Origin of the sequence: Streptomyces sp. NPDC050548 (assembly GCF_044457385.1) — a bacterium.
Lineage (GTDB): Bacteria > Actinomycetota > Actinomycetes > Streptomycetales > Streptomycetaceae > Streptomyces.
Genome location: NZ_JBITGV010000004.1, coordinates 104,713 through 122,440 on the forward strand (window position 1 = coordinate 104,713; position 17,728 = coordinate 122,440).

Here is a 17,728-nt window from a genome sequence, read left to right on the forward strand (position 1 = left end):
CGTAGGGAGCTGCGCAAGACTTAGCAATGGACATAGGCTAGTAACTATGCGTTCGCATTGCCCAGGTCTGTGAATAACGTTTTGGTGCAGGCGATAGGGTCGCGACGGCGGCCCGGAAGCCGAGGGAAGGGACGAGCATGAGTGGTGCGCGCACGGGCGACGGCAAGAGTGCCCAGGCGAGCGGGACCGGAGGCCGGCGGCGGCTGGCGCGGGACACGCTCAGCCGGCGGGTGATCCTGGACGCGGCCGAGAAGGTCGCCACCCGGGACGGACTGGAGGCCTTCACCTTCCAGGCCCTCGCCAAGGAGCTGCACGCCCACCCGACCTCGCTCTACCGGCACTTCCGCGACAAGGACGAGCTGATCCTGGAGCTGATCGACGACCTTCGGGCCCGCTCCTACGGCGGCCGGCTCAAGGCCACCGACTCCTGGCGCGAGGACCTGCGGACGCACGCCCGGTACATCCACGAGCACTACATGCGGTATCCCGTGTTCGCCTGGCAGATGGCGGCGCGTACGACCCGTCGGCCGACCGAGTTCGCCAATGTGGAGTTCGCCCTCGGCTGTCTGCAGCGGGCCGGTCTCGACGACGAGGAGGCGGTGACGTTCGTCCGGGTCTTCGGCAACGTCATCCGCTCCCTCTCCGCCATGGAGGCCGGGCTCCAGGCCCTCGACGCCGACTCCCGCGACCGGGACACCCTGGCCTGGGAACTGGAGTACCGCCGCCTTCCGGCGGACACCTACCCGAGGATCGCCGGACTGACGGCCCCGCTGACGGCGATCGGCGATCCCAAGATCTTCGACAACGCGATCGACATGCTGCTGGACTCCGTGGAGGCCAGGGTGCGGGACAGGGCGACGGAGGGGTAGGCGGGACCAGGCCCTCAGGCTCCCAGATCGGCGAGGAGACCGGCGACGAGGGCGGCGCGGTCCGGGACGGAGGCGAGGTCCACCCACTCGTGGCGGGCGTGCGCCCCACCGCCGTCCGGGCCCAGGCCGTCCAGCGTGGGCACCCCGAGACTCGCCGTGATGTTCCCGTCCGAGCCGCCGCCGACGCTGGTCTCGGTGACCGGGGCGAGTCCCAGCCGTTCGGCGACCGCGCGGGCGGAGCGAAACAGGTCGACGGACATCCCGCGCTCCAGCGGACCACGGCTGACGCTGCTCAGGAACGCGAGTTCGGCGCCGGGCTCGCGGGCGCGCAGGCCCCGCAACTCCCGTTCCACGCGGTCCAGTTCGCCGCGCTCCCAGGCCCGTACGTCGACTTCGACGAACGCCCGCTCCGGAACGGTGTTGGTGGTGGTGCCGGCGCTGCCCACCGTGGGCGTGACGGTGGTCCCGCGCTCACGGTCGGCCAACTCGCTGATCGTCAGCACCTGGTGGGCCAGCTCGATCAGCGCGTTGACACCCTTGTGGGGTTCGAGTCCGGCGTGCGCGGCCCGGCCGCTCACACCGAGGCGGTACTGCCCGACGCCCTTGCGCGCGGTCTTGAGGGCGCCGCCCTCACTGGGCTCCAGCACCAGAACGGCGCCGCAGGCCGCCGCGGCCTCCTCGACGAGCGCGCGCGAGGTGATCGACCCGCGCTCCTCGTCACCGGACACCACCATGCTGACGTGCGGGACATCGCCGGCCAGCGCGAGCGCCTCGAACGCGAGCACGAGCCCGGCCTTCATGTCGAAGACTCCGGGCCCGGTCGCCCGCGCCCCTGACACTTCGAACGGGTTGTCCGCCAGGGTGCCGAGCGGCCACACCGTGTCGGCGTGCCCGAGCAGCAGGACCCGGCGGCTCTTCGGTACGGCGGGATCGGCGCCGCGCCAGTACAGATGCGGCACCCCGTCGGAGACGACCCGCTCGGGCCGCCCCAGCGCGCTGCCCGCCCAGGACGCGAGCAGGTCATGGACATCGTTCAGCCCTCGGTCCCAACCCGACGGCGTCTCGATGTCCACCAGTTGCCCAAGACGCCGGGTGAAGCGCTCGGGGGGAGTGGAGCCGGAACTGAGGGACAAGGCGGCTTCCTTCCGGTCGATGACGGTAGGGAGCATCACCATGCTTCTAGTCTAGGAGATAGTCAATATGCGTTGCTATCTTTCGCGGCGGGAGGCGCCCAGTCCCCCGACCGGGCCGCTGCCGTCACCGGCAGATGCTCGCGCCGGACCCACGGGGAGCTAGAACCTGTGTACACTCGTCCGAAGACTGGACCTAGTGGATTCTGCCGACCAAACCCTGGCAAAATGTCAGGAACCCGGCGAACTCCTCTTAATCCATATCCATATCGTGGTGATGGTTGTGGTCCGTAGTGGTTCAGGAGCTGGTCGGGGGGCTGGTGTAGTGGCAGCGGCTGCGCGCGAGATTGCCGAAACGTTCGGTCTGGACCGCTCGGAATGTCAGGTCGCCGAGTCTCGCGTCCGAGGCCGGCAGGCCGGTGACACCGCGCACATACCCCTCAGACCACGATTGCGGACTCCATGTCCGCGCGCCAGGCCCGGCAGAGCATGACCGATCACGAGAACTGGCTGACCACCACCGTGGAACGGAATTCGCCGGGGCTCCGGTGAAGAAAAACGCTGTCGCCGACAGTCAAGTCCATTGACAAGGTCCTGTCCCAGGCTATCGGGGGAAACTGGTGCCGCAAACCTTGCTGAGCAAACCGTGCTGAGCGTCCATGGCCCTAGGCGGCCAGTGGGCGATTTTTCCGAGCCAGTGGTCACCACAATAGATGAATTGGACCACTGTATCATTCATGCCCTGCGTATCGACGGCCGGGCGCCATTCAGTCGGATCGCCGAGGTTCTGGGCGTCTCCACACAAACAGTCGCCCGTCGCTACGGGCGGTTGAGCAGCGAATTGTCGCTTCGCGTTGTCGGGGTGGCGAACCCGCGGCAGGCGTCGGCCGGTAAGTGGATTCTGCGGCTCACGGCGAGCCCGAACACCGCCCAGAGTGTCGCCTACAGCCTGGCTCGGCGGGACGACACCACCTGGGTGCGACTGGTGTCCGGGGGAACTGAAATATGCTTCGTCATGAATTCCGCGGCGCACCATACGCTGCTGTTCCGCGAAATTCCCCGGGTGGCCAATATCGCCGAGGTGTCGGCGCACCGCCTGCTGCACAACTATCTCGGCGGTCCCACCGCATGGCAGGGCCACACCAGCGCTCTCACCAAAGAGCAGCAGGAACAACTGCGCCGGGCACTCGACCCGGCGGACGACGCCGACGAGCCCAAGGTGCGCTCATCCCTGACCCAGGCGGACTGGCACCTGCTGGCCGCGCTGCAGAACAACGGCCGTATCAGCTACACGGATCTCGCCGCCGAGACCGGTCAGTCCTCCTCGACCATCACGCGCCGACTCGCCGCTTTGCAGGCCAGCGGCATGCTCACCTTCGACGTCGAGATCAGTGCGGAGGTGTACGGCATCACCACACAGGCCCTGTTGTGGATGTCCGTCGCCCCCGCGCACCTGAACCAGGTGGCGAACACCCTGATCCAGCACAAGGAAATGGCCTTCCTGGCCTCCACCACCGGCCCGACCAACCTGGTGGCCCTGGTCCTGTGCAAGAGTCCCAGCGAACTGCATGACTATCTGGCCGACAGTCTCAGCGCGCTGGACTCCATCCGCATGATCGAGACAAGTCCTGTCCAGAGGACCCTCAAGTCCTGCAGTCCGTTCCTGCACAGCAGCCCCCGACGCAGCGATTCGGCCTGACGCGGGTTCTGAGCCTGGCTGAACTCCGCCGAGTTCAGCCAGGGTTCATCGGTAGCCGATGGCTGTCACCGGTTGTAGACGAGGTCGGCGATGCGTTCGGCGATCATGATCGTGGTGAGGTTGGTGACGCTGGAGGGCACGTACGGGATGATCGAGGCGTCCACGACCCGCAGGGCGGCGAGTCCGTGCACGGCTCCGCGGGAGTCGACGACGGCCTGAGGCGAGTCGGCGGCGCCCATGGGGGCGGTGGACGTGGGGTGGCCGTAGACGGAGAGGCCGGATTCGATCACCCGCGTCAACTCCTCGGCGTCGTCGGGCAGTTCCCGCGGCATCAGGAGTCCGGCGAGCGACGGCGCGAGGGCCGGGTCACGGGCCAGATCGCGGGCGATCCGTACGCCTTCGAGCATGCGCCGGCGGTCGCGCTCGGTGCCGAGGTAGTTGTGGTCGATCAGGGGCTGGGCCAGCGGATCGCGGCCGGTTAGGCGTACCGTGCCCTGCGCCTCGGGGAGTACGAGAGCCGTGGAAAGGGCGATGACGCCGCCGGCGGGCATGAACGGAGCCCCGCCTGGATGCACGGCGACGACGTTCAGGTCGAGTTCACCGTCCGCGGCCTCGCTGGAGGCGGTCCACAGCAGTGCGCCGAGGGCCGGAGCCATCTCCCCTCGCCCCGGGGCTAGTGCGTAGACCGCGGGGCAGAAGGGGTGGTCCTGCAGATGTTGTCCGACGGGCAGGTCGGCGAGGGGCTCGATGCCGAGCGACGCCAGCTCGCCGGCGGGGCCGATGCCGGAGCGCAGCAGGATCGCCGCGCTTCCGTAGGTCCCGGCGGAGAGGATCACCTCGTCGGCATCGTGCAGGACCCCGTCGGCGGTGACCACTCCGGTCGCGCTGCCGCCGCGGAACAGGATCCGGTCGACGGTGACGTCACCGCGCACGGTGAGATTCGGGCGAGCGCGCACCTCAGGGGTGAGGTGGACCAGTGCGGTGTTCTGCCGGATCCCGTCGAGGACGTTGACCGCGAAGGCTCCGACGCCGTCCTGCTCGGTGCCGTTGAAGTCGGTGATCCGCTTGTGGCCACGGGCGACCGCGGCGTCGATGAAGGCACGATGCGCGGGGGTCAGCTCGGAGTCGGCCAGTTGGCGCACGGGCATCGGCCCGCTCCGCCCGTGAAACTCGTCCGGGCCGGTGGGGGTGTTCTCCAGGGCGCGGAAGTACGGCAGGACGTCGGCGAAGCTCCAGTCGTCGAGCCCGTTCTCGGCCCAGCGGGCGAAGTCGCGGGCGCGGGCGCGGAGGGCGGCACCGGCGTTGACGGCGGAACTCCCGCCGATCACCTTGCCGCGCAGAGCGGCGATCTCGGGGCTCAGCCGCCCGCCCCGTGCGGTGTATCCCCAGTCGTGATCGAGATCGGCTATCCGGTTGGCGTCGAGCAGCGCGGCGGGGAACCGGGTGGGGCCGTAGTCCGGCCCGGCTTCGAGCAGTACGACGCGCCGGGCGGGGTTCTCGCTCAGGCGCGCGGCGAGCACCGCGCCGGCCGACCCGCCGCCGACGATCAGTACGTCGGCCGGTGCTACGGAGTGGGACACGGTAGGACCCTTTCGATCTCGTCGGAGTGGGGGACCGGCACGGGGAGTCCGTTCCGGATGACGCCCTTGTTCCGCATGAGGAAGTCGGCGAGGTAGCCGTCGTGCGGTACCGAGGGATCCATCCAGTAGGTGTGCAGGCTGCCCAGGTACAGGTTGCTGATGGTCGGTTCGTCGAGCAGGCGGTCGACGAGCCGGGCGTCGTGGGTCATCGCGTTGAGTACGAGCGTGTTCTTCAGCGGGTCCGTACCGGCCTCGGGTGTCCACGGCGCGATCCACACACAGGGGAACGGCAGTTCCACACCCGCCTGCGGAGCGGCCGGATCGTCGAGTTGGAAGACGGCCGGCAGCAACGCGGCGCTCCCGTCCCCGAGTTCGCCCACGACGCCGTCGCCGCCGAGCCAGGGCCGGGCGCCCGCCGCCTTCTTCAGCAGGTACGTCTCGATCGCCCTGGCGACCGCGACCGGCTGCACGGGCAGTACGGCCTTGTCGTCCTCGGGCGGCAAGGGGGTCGCGGCGGACAATCGCGCGGCGACCGCCTCGGCGAGTGGAGCCGGGTCGCCCTCGACGAAGACGGCTGTCGTGTTCACGCATCCGGTCCCGCCGTGGCCGCTCACGGAGGCGACGATCACGTCCAGGTGGTCGCGCCAGTCCACGTCGGCCGTGATGAGGATCTTCGACCGGCCCGGCCCCTGCGGCAGCACCGTCGCGGCCTCGCCGTACTTGCGGGTCACCTCCTCGCCGCCGTACACCATCCCCAGGTCGGCGCCGCGCAGAATGGCGTCGGCACCGGCGTGGTCGGTGGGCAGGAGCACCACCTGGTCGTCGGCGAATCCCGCGCTCCGCAGCGCCGACACGAGCCGGTGCGGGGTGAAGGGATCGCGGCTCGACGGGCGGACCGCGACGCGGTAGCCCAGCGCCAGTGCCTCCGGCCAGATGCTGTGGGTGCCGGGGTGGTTGCCCGCGGCGTGCACGGCGAACACGTCTCCGCGCCGCGTCCACACCGAACGCCCGGTCCGCGTCAGCGGATCGCGCCAGTTGTCGACCGCCCCCCGTGGGAGCGCGTACTGGACGCTCGCATGAGCCTTCGCCACCCGCTCGGCGACCGTCGTGGTCGCCGCGACGACGGAGGAGATCGGGACGCCGCCGACCCTGCTGACAGCGTGCTGGTACTCCTCGGCGGTCAGGCCGTCGATCGTCCCGGTCGCGAAGAGCGTGGCCGCACGGATCATCGCGTCGGCCCGTTCGTCGGCCGGCATGATGCCGCTCCGGCGCAGCGCCGCCATGGTGCGGTTGACGTACAAGGGCGGCACGAGGCTCAGCTCCGCGAGGGCGGTGCCTGCCACGTCGGTGATCGTCTGGGTGTTCCTGGCGCGGTAGGCGCCCGTCGCACCGAGTGCGGGCAGGTCGATCATCAGTACACCCCTTCGATGACGTCCTCGTCCTCGAAGACCGCGACCGTGGAGATGTCGGCGACCGAGTCCCCGACCAGGCCGTTCACCTGTGGAATCCGGGTGGCGAGGTCACGTTCCAGGTTGCTGGGCAGCAGGAAGGACTTGCTGACGTGGTTGACCAGCACCCGGCCCCGCTCTCCGTAGGGCACCGGATCGAGGCCCTTCGGATCGACGACCGTGAAGGTCACGTAGGGGGAGAACGAGTCGAAGACACACGGCCCGTCGGCGGAGATGCCGGCACGCTCGCCCGCGACCCCGATGATCATCGTGCTTCCGTACTCGCCGCACAGCGCGACCTCGGGGAACACCTCGGTCTTGAAGAGGTGCCGGGAGTCGGCGTCCATCTGAGTGCCTCCCCACCTGATGCACTTCACCCGCTCGTTCACCAGGGCGACCAGCTTCTCGTCCCTGGCCAGCCGTTCCAGCAGCGGGGGCGTGATGGTGAGCAGGCCGATGTCCTGTGTCCGCAGGACGTCGGCGGCCTGGTCGATGAGGTGTTGGCCGTAGGCGTCGACCTGCCCGAACTGGCCCTCGGCGATGAGCCGTTTCACCCAGCGCGGATCGAGGTCGATCGTGAAGCCGTGGCGGCCGTGCGTCACGGCGTGCTGCCGGAACAGGGTTCCCACGACGTGCGGCCCGGTCGGGATGATTCCCAGCCAGTTCCCGCCGCGCGGCACACCGTGCCGGTCCAGGTTCGCGTTGCTCCAGCTCACCATGCGGTCGAGCCAGTCCCGCATCAGGACGACCCGCTTCGGGGCGCCGGTGGTGCCGCCGCTCTCGAAGAACCCGATCACGTCGGGCCGATTTCCGTATCCCCCGGGAATCAGGTCCTCGCCACGGACGTCACGAAGCTCCGCGGCCAGGTTCGGGAAGAGCCGGAGGTCCTCGTACGACTTCACATCGGCTCGCGGATCGAAGCCGAGCGTGGCGGCCCGGTCCAGCCAGAACCTGCAGCCGGTCTCGGGATTGAAGTGCCACTCCATGGCGGCGCGGATGAATTCGTCCGGATCGGGCTGGACGTCGAACGGAAGATCCAGGATCTCTTCTGCGGTAAAAGGCATTGTCTCTCCCCCATGGAAAGGGTCAGGTGTATTCGGGCATTACGGCGATGCCGCCCGAGCGGTGAAAGGCGGTGAGTGCCGGAAGAAGGATTTGTCGAAAGCTCCGGGGACTACGGCTGCAGCCGGCTCGTACGCCACTCAAGCGAGTCGCGGTCGTAGCGCAGTCTGCGGTGCAGCCGGTCCGAGCTCGCGCTCCAGAATTCGACGACGGCGGGCCGCAGCCGGTAGCCGACGAAGAACTCCGGCCGGGGCTGGGGCTCCCCGGTCAGTTCCAGGCCGCGTGCCCTGGCGCGCAGGGCCTCGACATCCGCCAGGTCCTCCAGTGGCTCACTCTGCCGGGTGACCGTCGACATGGCGTGCAACGGAATCGCCCGCGCGGACCACAGGGCGTCCGACTCGGCGTCGGACAGGAGCACGACGGGACCGGAGAGAATGATCTGCTGACCGGTCTCCCTCCAGTACAGCAGGCCCGACGCCCATCCCGTAGCGGCGAGTTCGCGTCCCTTCTGGCTGCAGCTGTGGCTGGTGAACACCAGGCCGAGGTCGGTGACCTCGGTGATGGCGACCACCCGGTTGGAGGCGCGGCCGTGGGAGTCCGCGGTGGCCAGCGCCAGCGCGGTGGGCTCGCGGACTCCGACTTCCCGTGCCTCGGAAATCCAGCTCCGTACCAGGTGGAGAGGTTCCGACGGCGGCTCGTCGTACTCGGGGAAAGGGAGGTCGACCTTTCCGCTGAGGGACTCGAATTCACTTGCGTCCATGAAAGGCTCCCCCGCTAGACATTGATTGTTCCCTCGGCGACCACGACGGCGTGCCCGCCGACATGAACCGAGTGAATTGATTCGCCGACCCCCTCGGCGGTCGCCCTCATGACCGACGCCCGTCCCATTTCCACGCCCTGGGTGATTGTGATCTCCTGCCCGTATTCGGCGAAGCCGTGCCTGGCCAGGTGGATCGCGAGCGGCCCGGCGGCGGAACCGGTCGCCGCGTCCTCGACCACGCCGTATGCGGGGGAGAACATCCGCGTCCGCCAACCCCCGTCCGCCTCGGCGAAGCAGTTCGCGGCCATGTCGGGGAAGCGCGAGAGGGCGCGGTGATCCGGGTGGAGAGCCGAGAGCGCCTCGACATCGCTCAACCCCACGAACACGTGCCGCGGCCCGTTGCGGTAGATCTCGACCGGGGCCGTCGACGACGCCACCCCGAGTGCGGCCAGGAGGTCCGTCGCGAGATCGTAGGGCTTCCAATGGGGAACCGGCTGTTCCATCCGGACCCACGCGGCGCCGTCGCGGGTGCCCAGCTCGAACGGGATGACACCCATCGCGGTCTCCAGCCGCAGCCGGTCGCGGCTCCAGGTCCGGCCGAGCGCGAAGGCCGTGCCGAGCATCGGGTGCCCGGCGAACGGCAGTTCGTTCACCGGGGTGAAGATCCTGATCCGTGCGTCGCCGCCCTGCTCGGCCGGCAGCACGAAGGTGACCTCGGAGAGGTTCATCTCCCTGGCGATGCGCTGCATCGTCCCACCGGTCAGATCCTCGCTGTCGAAGAAGACGGCGACCGGGTTGCCCAGCAGCGGCTCGCTGGCGAATGCGTCCACGACTGTGTATCGGTGCATCATCGGCGCTCCCCGGCTCGTGCTGACATCGGGGACCCGGCGGAGAAGGCGAGGCCGAGCGGGTCGATCCCCTCGGCCACCGCCGCGACCTCGAAGCTCGCGCGGTGGTCGGGCGCGTAGCCGATCAGCTCGGCCGCCCGGTTGGGGGGCAGGGGCCGATCTGCCGGAACGTCCGGATCCCACCACATGACCGCGCCCCAACGGCCGCGTTCACGGTCGGCGATCCACAGCTTCAGGCGCAGTCCCTCGACCTCGCGCCACGGCTCGACCGAGCCGTCACGAAGATCCTTCTCCAGGGATTCGACGGTCTGGTGGGACCTGGCCAGGTCCCACCAGACGACAGTCACCCTCATCGGCCGAGCACCCCCTGTATCGCCTCTCGGATGATGCGCGGGCCGTCGACGGTGAGCACCGACTCGGCGTGGAACTGAACCGAGGCGAAACCCGGCCCGCGCAGCGCGTTCACCTCGCCGGTCTCCCGGTCCCGGCTCACCTCGACCACCCCGATCCCTTCGACGGTTCGCCTGCACACCGCGCTGTGCGCGGCGAACGTGTTGTAGAAGCCCACCCGTTCGCGCACGCCGAACAGCTCGATCTCCCGCTGTACACCCTGGTTGGGCACCTCGCGGCGGTGCAGGTCGAGGCCGAGCCTCGTGCTGAGGACCTGATGGCTCAGGCACACGGCGAGCATCGGTCGGCCACTCGCCAGCGCGGTGTCGATCGACTGCCGCAGCTTGGCGATCTTGGGGTGGGAGGTCATCCGCGGATCTCCCGGACCAGGACCGAAGACCGTCAGATCGTGGGCCGCCACGTCGTACGGCTCGTCGAAGCGGCGGACCTCCACGGACAACCCCAGCGACCGCAACTGCTGGTCGAGCATCGCGGTGAAGGTGTCCTCCGCGTCCACGACCAGTGCCGTCATGCCGGCCGGCAGGGCCCCGGCCGACGGCCGGTCGTCCTTGTCCCGGAACCAGAAGCCCGCGATCCCCTCGTTACGGCGATCAAGGGCGGCGCGGACCTCCGGGGCGGCCGCGTAGCCGGACGAGTGCTCGGATTTCAGCGCGTTGAGCAGGGTCGCCAGCTTGCTGTGGGTCTCGGAGACCTCGGCCATCGGGTCGGAGTGGCGCACCAGGGTGGCCCCCACGGAAATGTTCATCCGGCCGCCGGGATCGATGTCGGCCGTCCGGATCAGGATCGCCGAGTCGAGTGTCTGCTGCCCGGCCGCGTCCCGTCCGAGCAGCGCGGCGACCCCGCTGTAGTAGGCGCGTCCTTTCGGCTCGTAGCGCGCGATGACCTTGGCGGCGCTCTCCAGCGGGCTCCCGGTGACGGTCGGGGCGAACATCGTCTCGTGCAGGACCTCGCGCACATCGCGGCCGGTCCTGCCTTCGATGAGGTATTCGGTGTGCGCCAGCCGCGCCATTTCCTTCAGGTACGGCCCGTGCACGCGCCCCCCGTCGTCGCACAGCCGGGCCATCATCTTCAGTTCCTCGTCGAGGACCATGTAGAGCTCGTCGGTCTCCTTGGTGTCGGCGAGGAACTCCATGACCCCCTGCAAGGTGGGGCCGCCGGACGGATACCGGTACGTGCCGCTGATCGGGTTCATGACGGCCGTGCCGCCGGCGAGCGAGACATGGCGCTCCGGCGTCGCACCGACGAGGGTGTTGCGGCCGGTGTGGATGATGAAGGTCCAGTAGGCCCTCTCCTCGCGCTCCAACAGCCGCCGGAAGAACGACAGGGCGCTGCTCAGGGAGTAGTCGCCGATGTCCGCGACGAACGAGCGCTTCATCACGAAGTTGGCGCCCTCGCCGGTGCCGATCTCCTCGGCGACGATCCGACGCACCATCCGCGCATAGGCGGCGTCGTCCACGTCGAAGTGACCGTCGGTCAATTCCGTGGGGACCTGCGGGAATTGGGCGAGCGCCTCGGCGACCGGCACCGTGTCGCGAGCGGTGAGGCTCATCGCGAGCAGGGGCGTGGCGTCGTCCCGCGCGGCGAAGCCGCGGTCGGCCAGCTGCCGGTAGGGGACGAGCACCAGCGTGTCGAGCGCGGGACCCGGACCGGAGTCGTCGGCCAACGGGATGTCGTCCAGCGACTTGAACTCGCTCACCCGGCCGGTCAGGACGTCCAGCCTGCCGGGGGAGCCGCTTTCGGGACGGTGGATGATCGCGAAGGCGGGCAGTTCCAGCGCGAGAACCTGCTCCAGCAGGGCGCTCATGACAGCACGTCCTCGGCGCGGACCACCATGGCGCAGCACCGTGCCGCGTATGCGAGGGTCATGGTGTGGCGCTCTTCGGAGAAGTCGCCGAGCGCGTCGGCGACCAGGAAGGGCTGGATGTCGTTCGAGAACGCGTCCAAAGCGGTCGACAGCACACCGATATGCGCGTAGACACCGCAGATGATCAACTGGTCACGCCCCACCGTGCGCATGCGCTGCAGCAACTCCGAGCCGAAGAACGCGCTGTAGCGCCACTTCGTGCTCATCCAGTCGTCCGCGTCGGGTTGGAGTTCGGGAACGACCGCGCGTTCGGTCTCGTCGGTGCGCATGCCGGGGCCCCAGAAGTCCTTCAGGAGCCCACGCTGCAGGTCCGTCATCCCGCCGGGCTGGGCGGTGTAGGCCACCGGCACCCCCAGCGCTCCGCAGCGCTTCTTGAGGCCGGCGATGTTGGCCACCAACTCGCCGCGCATGCCGTCCTCGAAGGGCTTGAGGAAATAGCTCTGCATGTCGTGGATGAGGAGCACCGCCCGGTCAGGGTCGACGGTCCAGCGCACGGTGTTCTCCGGCAGCGCATCCCTCAGCGGCAGTCCGTAAGGCGCGATCGGCGGTATTCCCGTCATCAAAGACTCCCTCTCTACGAATCTCAGTACTCGGACCACGCCGAGACCACCTTGATGGCCTGGGGGATGTTGAGCCGCGGGTCGCACAGGCTGGTGACGGGGCCCGAACCCAGCTCGGCCGGGTCCAGCACGCACTCGGTCACGTCGTCGGGGGTCGCCTCAAGGTGCAGCCCCCCGGCCGGAACCCCCGCCAGGTCCAGGACCCGCCGGAAGCCGCGGACTTCCCGGGCGACGGTTTCCACGAGCCGGTATTTGGTGCCGTCGGCCGCGCAATCGGTGTTCCCGTGCATCGGGTCGCTGAGCCAGACCACCGGGTGCCCGGCCGACCGCACCGCCTCGACGAGCCGCGGCAGCCGGTCGGCGACGAGGTCGGCGCCCATGCGCACGATGAGTGAGAGCCGGCCCGGTTCCCGCTCCGGGTCCAACCGGTCGCACAGCTCGACGATCTCGCCGACGGTCATGGACGGACCGACCTTGCAGGCGACCGGGTTGGCCACCTGGGCGAGCAGTGCGACGTGCGGGCCGTCGACCTGTCGGGTCCGCTCGCCGATCCACGGCCAGTGGGTGGAGCCGAGCAGGTGCCGACCGCCGTCGAGCTCTCTGAGCATCGAGATCTCATAGTCCAGGAGCAGCGCTTCATGGCTGGTCCAGACAACGGGCCCGGCAGGCCGAGGCGCCGACCCGACCCACCCGAGCCGCGTCGTGATCTCCCGCGCCGCCATGTAGCCCGTGAGCATGCGCAGCGGATCGGGACGCCTGCTCTCGTGAGTGGGCTCCGGCCCGTTGATCATGTGCCCGAAGAAGGACGGCAGTTCGTCGTCGCCGAGTTTCTCGACCCGGCTGGAGCGGGGCTTGCAGAACTGCCCCGCGATTCGCCCGACCCGCAGTGTCTGCTTGCTGGTGGCGGTCTCCAGGTTCTGGGCGAGCAGATCGACGAGTCCGGTCTTGCCCTGAATGTGCCCGGCGGTGCACTCGGCCGGGTCCTCCGCACAGTCCCCGGCCTGCAGCACCTGCATCTCGCCGGTGGCGACGCGGGCCAGCCGGGAGCGGAGGTTCTCCACCTGCGCCGCGGTCACCAGCGGGGTGACGGACGACAGCATCGCCCGTACGAGTTCGACCTGTGCGGGACTGTCCCATTCGGGCTGATGGCGCGACTGGGCCGTATCGATGTCGGCAAGGATGTTTCCCATAACGACCTTCTCCATTGATTGAAAAGAAGACGCCCGGCGAAAGGCGTTCAGGTCGGTATGTCGGCCCGCTTGACCTGAGGGACGGCGATGCCCAGAGCCCTGAACTGCTGGCAGGGGTTCATGAACTCGCGCTGGCGCTTGATCTTCCCGTTCTCGAACAGGAAGGAGTGCAGGAAGTGATTGCGGTAGTGGCCGTCGGGATAATCGGGGAAGCGGATCGTTCCCTCGCCGTCGCATTCGACCCAGAACTGGTTGGGGTCCTGCGTGTCGAAGATCTCGACATTCGTCCAGACCCAGTCGGGGAAGCACTTGAGCGACCATTGGCCGTGGTCACCCAGCCGGTCCCGGCCTGTTATGACGATCGGCTGCCCGGTTTCGGTCGTCCAGAGACCACCGGTGCCGTCCTCGGTGAACAGAAGGTGCCTGCGCAGGCGATCCTCCCCGCGGGTATTCATGTACTGCTGCACGATCGCGCGGTTGCTCGCTCGCAGTTCCGCGTCTTCGCGGGACCTCGACGACGTATCGGTGGTTTCAGCGGTTCCGGTGATGTCGACCATTGCTCTTCCTCCAGTTCCGAAGTAAAGCGGGATCGCCGCGCGCACAAGGGCAGACAAAACTAGCCTGACGACGCCGAAAGAGCGCAGTCATGCAGTGGTCCAAGAGATTTCTGGTGAGCCCCCGTCCCGCGCTCGGCGGGTAGACGAAATCTTGTTCACGCCTCGGCTGGTTGGGGAAGCTGGTAACCGCTGTCTGACCGAAAAATTCCAGCCGGTATCACTGTCTGACGGATCTGCTCCATGGCGAGCCCGACTCCGCCCGAGTAGCCGTAACACGATCTTGTGGCGGTGGGCCGGTGGGCCGGTGGGCCGGTGGACGGAAGCGGGAGTGTTCGACCAGGTCCACCGGATCCTGCTCGCGGAGTTGAACGCGGCCCGGCGGATCGACTGGACGCGAGCCTGCGTGGACTCCTCTTACCTGCGGGCGAAAAGATGGGGTGCCGGGGTTGATCCGTCGCCGGCCGATCGCGGCAGGCCGGGCAGCGAGCACCACCTGATCCGCGCCGGCGGCGGCACGCCGCTGAGAGTGATCACGACCGGCGGAGACGTCCCCGACATCACCCGGCCACTCGCCCTCGCCGACGGCATCCCGCCCGCGGCCGGCCGACCGGGGCGGCCACGCGAGCGGCGCGAGTCCCTTCCCGGTCGGTGACAAGGGCGACGACGGTCGGCACGTCCAACGCGAACCGACTCGGCGTCGAGTCCTGCCCGTCATCTCCCGTCGAGGTGAGCGGCCCGCACTCCTGTCCCCTGTACGAGGGATGCCCGCGACCACCACTACCGGCGGCCCGGGGCTCAGGCCCGGCACCGGTACCCGAACACGTGCCGTCGGCCTGGCCGCCGCCGCGCGTCGGACCCTCGCAGCCGACGTGAATTTTGGCCACGCGAGCCGCGCTCGATGGAACGAACAAGCCAATACGGCGCCACGTGCGGTGGCCAAACCTATGGGGCGCTTAGGTTCGCGATGCGCACCGCATCTCGTTTATTTCGGTATTCAAGGATTCGGGAAGCTATCGCCCGGGCATTGGCCGCGATCACCCATATCTTGCGTGACATACCCCACACAAGACACTTGCCCAATCAGAAGGGGGAATTCCAGTGAAGCGTATCGGTGAACATGCGGTGGTGCTGGGAGCGAGTATTTCGGGTCTGCTTGCCGCCCGGGTGCTCTCCGAGGCATTCGACCGGGTAACCGTGGTGGAGCGTGACCAGTTGCCGGAGGGGCAGCGGACCCAGCGGCGCGGTGTGCCGCAGGGCCGCCACGCTCATGGACTGCTCTCCAAGGGCGCGAAGATCTTCGAGGAGCTGTTCCCCGGGATACTCGACGACTTCGTCGCCGGTGGCGCGCCCGTCATCGACGGACCCGCCGAGCTGCGGATGAGGTTGGGCGGGCACCTGTTGTGCATGGACGGCGAGTACGCCGATCTGTCCCGCACCTACCAGCCGAGCCGGCCGCATCTGGAGAGCCGGCTGCGCGCCCGGATCGGGGATCTCGCGAAGATCAAGCTCATCGACGAGTGCCAGGTCACCGGCCTCGAAACCACCTCGGACAATGACGCTGTCACCGGTGTGCGGGTCAGGTACGTGGGCAGCGGCTCCGAGGACGTGATCCCCGCCGACCTGGTCGTGGACGCGACCGGCCGGTCCGGACGGACCACCAAGTGGCTGGTCGAGATGGGATACGAGCCGCCGCTTGAGGAGCGTATCGACGTCGACATCATGTACACCAGCCGGTATCTGCGGCCGGCCCCCGGCTCGATGGGCCGTGAGAAGGTCGTGATCATCGGGCACGCGCCGGGGAGCCCCAAGGGCGCGGAGTTCCTGGAGGAAGAGGACGGCCGCTGGGTCCTGACGCTGATCGGATACCGCGACCACCATCCGCCGACCGACCCGGCCGGGTGGGTGGAGTTCGCCAGGCCGTTGGTTCCCGAGCACGTCTTCGCGGCGATCCGCGACGCCGAGCCGCTCAGTGAGATTTCCGCGCACCGGTTCCCGGCGAGCGTGCGCCGTCGCTACGAGAAGCTGACCCGGTTCCCGCGCAGGCTGCTGGTGGTGGGCGACGCGATATCCAGCTTCAACCCCATCTACGCCCAGGGAATGACGGTGGCCTCGCTCCAGGCGATGGCGCTGCGTGACTCGCTGAGCGGTGACCTGGATCAGGTCGGGCGACGATTCTTCCGCAAGGCCGCCAAACCCATCGGCGTCGCCTGGAAGATGGCGACCGGCAGTGACCTGGCCCTGCCTCAGATCGAAGGCCCGAGGCCGCTTCCCGTGCGGCTCATCAACTCCTACATGGACAAGGTGCTCGCCGCGGCCGAGACGGACATGGTCGTGACCGAGAAATTCCTGAAGGTCCAGTACTTGCTCGAACCGCCGACAGCACTGTGCACCCCGGGCATCATGTGGCGCGTTTTCACGGAAAATCGCCGGCGGCGCTTCCCGGCACACACCAGTTAACGGAGGTAAAAAATGCCCCTCTCCATAGCCGACAAAGTCCTTCGGCTCTCCCTGACCACGTTCCCGTTCATCGATGCGTCACAGTTCTTCCCGGCGCTCTCGACGTACAAGGTCGACCGGGCCTTCGATCTCCCCGAGTTCGAGAAGGCCATGACGCACTTCTTCCGGGGGAATCCGCTCTTCTCCAAGTGCCACCTGGTGGAGCTGACCTTCGACACTCCTGAGGATTTCCCCCTCTCGTCCTTCCAGGCACTCCTCGCGGAAAAGTACGAAAGCTTCTACGACAGCTTTCTGCTCGCTTCCGTCACATACCGCTCCGACCCGCAGCTGCAGGGCATCTTCACGTGCATACCGTTTCCGCTGCAGGACGGATACAAGGTTTTCCGATTCCACCAGGCCCTGATGAGGACCCTGAAGACCCGGCAGGACGGCTTCCGGATCGCCGAAGGCCTCGAAGAGCTGGGGATCCGGGCCGACGAGCTGGCAGCCTTCTTGCCGCCCGCCCAGACCTCGCCCTCCGGCGCGAGCAAGGAACTCCCCGTCACCTTCACCGAAGGCTCTGAGCCGCCGGTCAAGATCGGCCCCTTCATGGAGAGGATGAGGGCGGATTTCCTCGGCCGCGACAGCGCGAACATGTTCGTCCTCAAGAACAGCCTTTACTCGCCGAAGCTGCCCCTCGGCAACACACTTCGGTTTCTGACGGTGCCGCGAAGCGTCATCGAGCAGAGCACGGGAATCCAGATCCGTGACTACTATCGCGCCGAGGAGCAGCGCGAGATAGACGCACTGTCTCGCATCGAGCGGCGAGAAGACTTCATCGAGGCCGGCCAGGCCAGGATCGGGAAGATGATTGCCACGCCCGACGTCTTCGCCGTCAACAACTACGGCAACGTATCGGCGCACGACGGCTCGGACGCTCTGGCGGACCAAGGCATGCTCGTGAAGTACGAGTGGCACATGCCGCTCATCGTCTTGGGACTTACCGTGGGCGAGCGTTCCGGACTCTCGTGGACAATCACCATTCGCGACAAGGCGTTCAACTTCGCGACGGTCCGAAAGGTCCCGCAGGGTGACACCGTCGAGGCGGCCACCGGAAAGAATCCGGCGGCGTCCGTCGTATGAACCGCCGGTGACGTGCGGGAACGAGAGGTCTCAGGCCCCCTCGTCTTCCACCGGTCGGGGGGGGGGGGGGGGGGGGGGGGGGGGGGGGGGGGCGCGCGGCCCCCCCCCCCCCCCCCACGCTCGGGGTGACGGAGCCGGGTTCGAAGCCGAGGCTGCGGAGTTCTTCGCGGA

Annotated in this window: 16 protein-coding genes; 5 read left to right on the forward strand and 11 right to left on the reverse strand. The window is 68.2% G+C overall.

Translation table 11 applies throughout. The features are described 5' to 3' along the window. The first annotated feature begins 137 nt into the window (after positions 1-137). Positions 138-869 carry a TetR/AcrR family transcriptional regulator gene (locus ACIBJH_RS13665; RefSeq protein WP_399117031.1) on the forward strand — a complete coding sequence of 244 codons (732 nt, stop codon included), beginning with the start codon at positions 138-140 and terminating at the stop codon, positions 867-869. A gap of 14 nt (positions 870-883) precedes the next feature. Here the strand turns inward: ACIBJH_RS13665 and ACIBJH_RS13670 are convergent, their stop codons facing one another. Further along, positions 884-2,044 (reverse strand): M20/M25/M40 family metallo-hydrolase, encoded by a 1,161-nt coding sequence (locus ACIBJH_RS13670; protein ID WP_399117032.1) that lies wholly within the window; start codon positions 2,042-2,044, stop codon positions 884-886. 631 nt (positions 2,045-2,675) lie between these two features. On the opposite strand from ACIBJH_RS13670, the gene ACIBJH_RS13675 reads away from it, so the two are divergent. After that, positions 2,676-3,698: an Lrp/AsnC family transcriptional regulator gene (locus ACIBJH_RS13675; protein ID WP_399117033.1), complete on the forward strand. Its 1,023-nt coding sequence runs from the start codon at positions 2,676-2,678 to the stop codon at positions 3,696-3,698. 65 nt (positions 3,699-3,763) lie between these two features. On the opposite strand, the gene ACIBJH_RS13680 is transcribed toward ACIBJH_RS13675, so the two are convergent. From ACIBJH_RS13680 to ACIBJH_RS13725, 10 genes are all read right to left on the reverse strand, one after another. Beyond that, entirely contained in the window at positions 3,764-5,278 is a 1,515-nt protein-coding gene (locus tag ACIBJH_RS13680; protein ID WP_399117034.1) for a GMC family oxidoreductase, read from the reverse strand. Beyond that, positions 5,263-6,690 carry an aldehyde dehydrogenase family protein gene (locus ACIBJH_RS13685; RefSeq protein ID WP_399117035.1) on the reverse strand — a complete coding sequence of 476 codons (1,428 nt, stop codon included), beginning with the start codon at positions 6,688-6,690 and terminating at the stop codon, positions 5,263-5,265. The genes ACIBJH_RS13680 and ACIBJH_RS13685 overlap by 16 nt, the downstream gene beginning before the upstream one ends. Beyond that, positions 6,690-7,790, reverse strand: coding sequence for a phenazine antibiotic biosynthesis protein (locus tag ACIBJH_RS13690; RefSeq protein ID WP_399117036.1), 1,101 nt, complete (start codon positions 7,788-7,790; stop codon positions 6,690-6,692). The genes ACIBJH_RS13685 and ACIBJH_RS13690 overlap by 1 nt, the downstream gene beginning before the upstream one ends. A 110-nt stretch (positions 7,791-7,900) precedes the next feature. Then, complete coding sequence (phzG, locus tag ACIBJH_RS13695) at positions 7,901-8,548, reverse strand: phenazine biosynthesis FMN-dependent oxidase PhzG (RefSeq protein ID WP_399117037.1); 648 nt, start codon at positions 8,546-8,548, stop codon at positions 7,901-7,903. A gap of 14 nt (positions 8,549-8,562) precedes the next feature. Next, positions 8,563-9,399 (reverse strand): PhzF family phenazine biosynthesis protein, encoded by an 837-nt coding sequence (locus ACIBJH_RS13700; RefSeq protein WP_399117038.1) that lies wholly within the window; start codon positions 9,397-9,399, stop codon positions 8,563-8,565. Beyond that, on the reverse strand, positions 9,396-9,749 hold the full coding sequence (locus ACIBJH_RS13705) for a hypothetical protein (RefSeq protein ID WP_399117039.1): 354 nt from the start codon (positions 9,747-9,749) through the stop codon (positions 9,396-9,398). Before ACIBJH_RS13705 ends, ACIBJH_RS13700 begins: the two co-directional genes overlap by 4 nt. After that, a complete protein-coding gene (locus tag ACIBJH_RS13710; protein ID WP_399117040.1) occupies positions 9,746-11,611 on the reverse strand; it encodes an anthranilate synthase family protein in 1,866 nt (621 codons plus the stop codon). Before ACIBJH_RS13710 ends, ACIBJH_RS13705 begins: the two co-directional genes overlap by 4 nt. After that, a complete protein-coding gene (locus ACIBJH_RS13715; protein WP_399117041.1) occupies positions 11,608-12,231 on the reverse strand; it encodes an isochorismatase family protein in 624 nt (207 codons plus the stop codon). Before ACIBJH_RS13715 ends, ACIBJH_RS13710 begins: the two co-directional genes overlap by 4 nt. A gap of 23 nt (positions 12,232-12,254) precedes the next feature. Further along, on the reverse strand, positions 12,255-13,421 hold the full coding sequence (locus ACIBJH_RS13720) for a 3-deoxy-7-phosphoheptulonate synthase (RefSeq protein WP_399117042.1): 1,167 nt from the start codon (positions 13,419-13,421) through the stop codon (positions 12,255-12,257). Between the two features lie 47 nt (positions 13,422-13,468). After that, positions 13,469-13,978, reverse strand: a complete 510-nt coding sequence (locus tag ACIBJH_RS13725; protein WP_399117043.1) for a PhzA/PhzB family protein — start codon at positions 13,976-13,978, stop codon at positions 13,469-13,471. Positions 13,979-14,306: 328 nt separating this feature from the next. Between ACIBJH_RS13725 and ACIBJH_RS13730 the strand changes: the two genes are divergently transcribed. The 3 genes from ACIBJH_RS13730 to ACIBJH_RS13740 all read left to right on the forward strand — a co-directional run bounded on the left by ACIBJH_RS13730 (position 14,307) and on the right by ACIBJH_RS13740 (position 17,557). Next, positions 14,307-14,630 carry a hypothetical protein gene (locus ACIBJH_RS13730; protein ID WP_399117044.1) on the forward strand — a complete coding sequence of 108 codons (324 nt, stop codon included), beginning with the start codon at positions 14,307-14,309 and terminating at the stop codon, positions 14,628-14,630. A 446-nt stretch (positions 14,631-15,076) separates the two neighbouring features. Beyond that, on the forward strand, positions 15,077-16,435 hold the full coding sequence (locus ACIBJH_RS13735) for an FAD-dependent oxidoreductase (protein WP_399117045.1): 1,359 nt from the start codon (positions 15,077-15,079) through the stop codon (positions 16,433-16,435). A gap of 12 nt (positions 16,436-16,447) precedes the next feature. After that, entirely contained in the window at positions 16,448-17,557 is a 1,110-nt protein-coding gene (locus ACIBJH_RS13740; RefSeq protein WP_399117046.1) for a hypothetical protein, read from the forward strand. The last annotated feature ends 171 nt before the right edge of the window (positions 17,558-17,728 follow it).